Origin of the sequence: Rhodococcus sp. EPR-157, assembly GCF_001647195.1 — a bacterium.
In the GTDB taxonomy this organism is placed as follows: domain Bacteria; phylum Actinomycetota; class Actinomycetes; order Mycobacteriales; family Mycobacteriaceae; genus Rhodococcoides.
In genome coordinates, this window is the sequence record NZ_LVCV01000158.1 from 1 (window position 1) to 2,476 (window position 2,476).

Consider the following 2,476-nt stretch of genomic DNA (forward strand, 5'->3'; position numbering starts at 1 on the left):
AAGGTCACCGCAGGAGCGGGTGGCTGCCACGCGGCACGTCGGCGGGACCGACATCGACTTCGGCGCCCTCACCGAATCGCTCGGGCAGTCCATGGAGGCTGCCGGATGCATGGTCAGGACCGGACACGACATAACATGCGTGCGACGCGGGTCCGACGGGATATGGACGCTGTCGGGTCGAATAGTCGATTCACGCAAGCGGTTTCACGTCCGTGCGCGATTCGTGTTCGTCGGCGCAGGGGGTTACGCGCTCCGCCTCCTTCAGAAGTCCGGCATTCCGGAGATCGACGGGTACGGCGTGTTTCCATTCGGCGCGGAATTCCTACGCACCGATATCGCCGAGATCGTCGATCGTCACGACGCCAAGGTCTACGGAAAGCCGTCGCTGGGGGCGCCGCCGATGTCACTGCCGCACTTGGACAAAAGAATGGTCGACGGCAGAGGTTCGTTGATGTTCGGGCCATACGCCACGTTCAGTACCCGGTTGCTCGCGCATGGCCGTCTGCGGGACCTCTTCACGACGATTCGACTGCGCAACCTACCGGTTCTGTTGTCGGTCGGTCTGCAGAACCTGCCACTCGTCCGGTACCTGGTAGGCCAGCTCCTGTCCTCCGACGCGAAGAAATTCGATCAACTGCGACAGTTCTATTCGGCCGCCGACCCCGCTGACTGGTATCAGATCCAGGCGGGACAACGAGCTCAATTGATCAAGCCGACATCGAGGTTTCACGGCGAGCTCATGTTCGGAACCGAAATCATCACGGGCGCCGACGGGAGCATCGCAGGCCTATTGGGCGCGTCTCCGGGCGCATCGGTGGCACCGGCAGCCATGATCGAGGTGCTGGAGCGGTGTTTCGACAGCGAACGTGCCGAGTGGGAACCACGGCTGCGCCGACTGATTCCTACAGCGGCTCAGCCGTCGTCGACGATATGACCGGACCTCCTCTGTGGGCTACGGTTTGAGCACAGACTGCCCGAGGAAGTCGCAGACTTGAAGAGCCAAGGCGAGGTCGAGTTTGTCTCGGTTCTCGGTGTGGTGGTCGAGTGCTTTGTTGATGCGGTACTTGACGGTGTTTCGGTGCAGGTTGAGTTCTCGAGCGGTGTGCAAATGGCTTTCACCGTGGCTGAAATACGCGTTCAACGTCACGCGCAGAGTCGCTGCGCTGTCGGTGTTCTCGGCCAACGGTCCGAGAACTTCCCACACCCAGGCTCTGGTGGATTCGAGGTTCTGCGCGAGCAAGGACACTACGGCGACACCTTTGTCGCCGAACCCGACGATCGACCGTGTGGGAGTTCCTGGGACCGTAGCCACGGTATACGCCGCACGGGCCTGTTCGTGGGTTCGGCGGAACCCCTGAATTCCATGGGCAGGTAGGCCGGCCGACATTCGTGTCCAGTTGTCGAGTTCGAGCTCCGCAGCCAGCTCGGCGGTGTGGAGAGCCACGGTGCGTGTACCGAGTGGTATCCAGGCCCACACAGTTCTGCGGTCGATGGCGGTGATGATGGGAGGTCCGTTGGAGTGCAGGAAGGAGGCGGTTGTGCGGGCGATTCGGTCGATGGAGTTGAGCGCCGTGACTGCTTCGGGTCCGTTGTTCCACACGACCAGCGCCAGGTGATTTTGATCGAGCAGGTATCCGGTCTCGGCTTGGAAAGTTTCGGACGACTCGCCGTTGTCCGCGAGCAACGTGTGGATAGTGGACGAGTGGACGTTGCCCTGAGCGCCGATCCACCGTCTGCGTTCGGTTTCGTACGCGTCGAAGACGAAGAGCGTGATCCAGTCGATGTAGCCGTAGACGACATCGGAAATATGTTTGAGGACGGCAAGATCGAGGGGGCTGGGCAGCTTCAGCGCCTGGACCTCGTCGAAGCAGACGCGCATCATGTCGTTCTGTCCCATGTGGTACGCCCGAACCAGAGAATTCGACGGTACGTCCCGTTGCGCGAGACGCAGGGCGTACTCCACTGCAGCAGTGGTGGGTTGAAGATGATCGATCGGTATGTCGTTTGCCAGGATGTGAATAATCGTGGAGATGTTTCCGTGTACCGACGATTCCAGGAGATCGACAAGGATCGGGTCGTCGTCGAGTCGGTCGATTTCGTGCGCCAGGAGCGAGGCCATCGACCGTACGATGTCGCTCTCCCGTTGACCGAGTGAGTGCGCGACTTCAGCGACGATGACGAGGAGTTCTCGATCCGCCGACGCCGGGACACGGGCGAGCCGACGCTGAGCACCCACTCGGCGCTCGTGTGGTGTCGGACTGGTCACTGCACGTCCTTTCCCTTGCGCCGCAGGTAGCGAAGAGCGGATTCTGCGGCATTGGCTCCGCACATTCCGTGTGCGCCCGCACCGGGTGGTGTCGATGCCGAGCATAGGTAGACCCCCGGGAGGCCGACGCTATAAGGATCGAGGGCGATTCGCGGACGGAGAACCACCTGGAGCTCGGCGTTCGCGCCTCCGATGATGTCTCCACCGAGA

At 61.7% G+C, this 2,476-nt stretch carries 2 protein-coding genes and 1 pseudogene; 1 reads left to right on the forward strand and 2 read right to left on the reverse strand.

The genetic code is table 11. The annotated features are described in order from the left end of the window. A partial coding sequence (locus A2J03_RS06415) for a malate:quinone oxidoreductase (RefSeq protein ID WP_197480641.1) occupies positions 1 to 934 on the forward strand: 934 nt, incomplete at its 5' end. Between the two features lie 18 nt (positions 935 to 952). Here the strand turns inward: A2J03_RS06415 and A2J03_RS06420 are convergent. Both A2J03_RS06420 and A2J03_RS06425 read right to left on the reverse strand, forming a co-directional pair. Next, positions 953 to 2,266, reverse strand: a complete 1,314-nt coding sequence (locus A2J03_RS06420; protein ID WP_068370983.1) for a PucR family transcriptional regulator — start codon at positions 2,264 to 2,266, stop codon at positions 953 to 955. Beyond that, a pseudogene (locus A2J03_RS06425) lies at positions 2,263 to 2,476 on the reverse strand (FAD-dependent oxidoreductase); the annotation flags it as partial. The pseudogene A2J03_RS06425 and the gene A2J03_RS06420, both read right to left, overlap by 4 nt.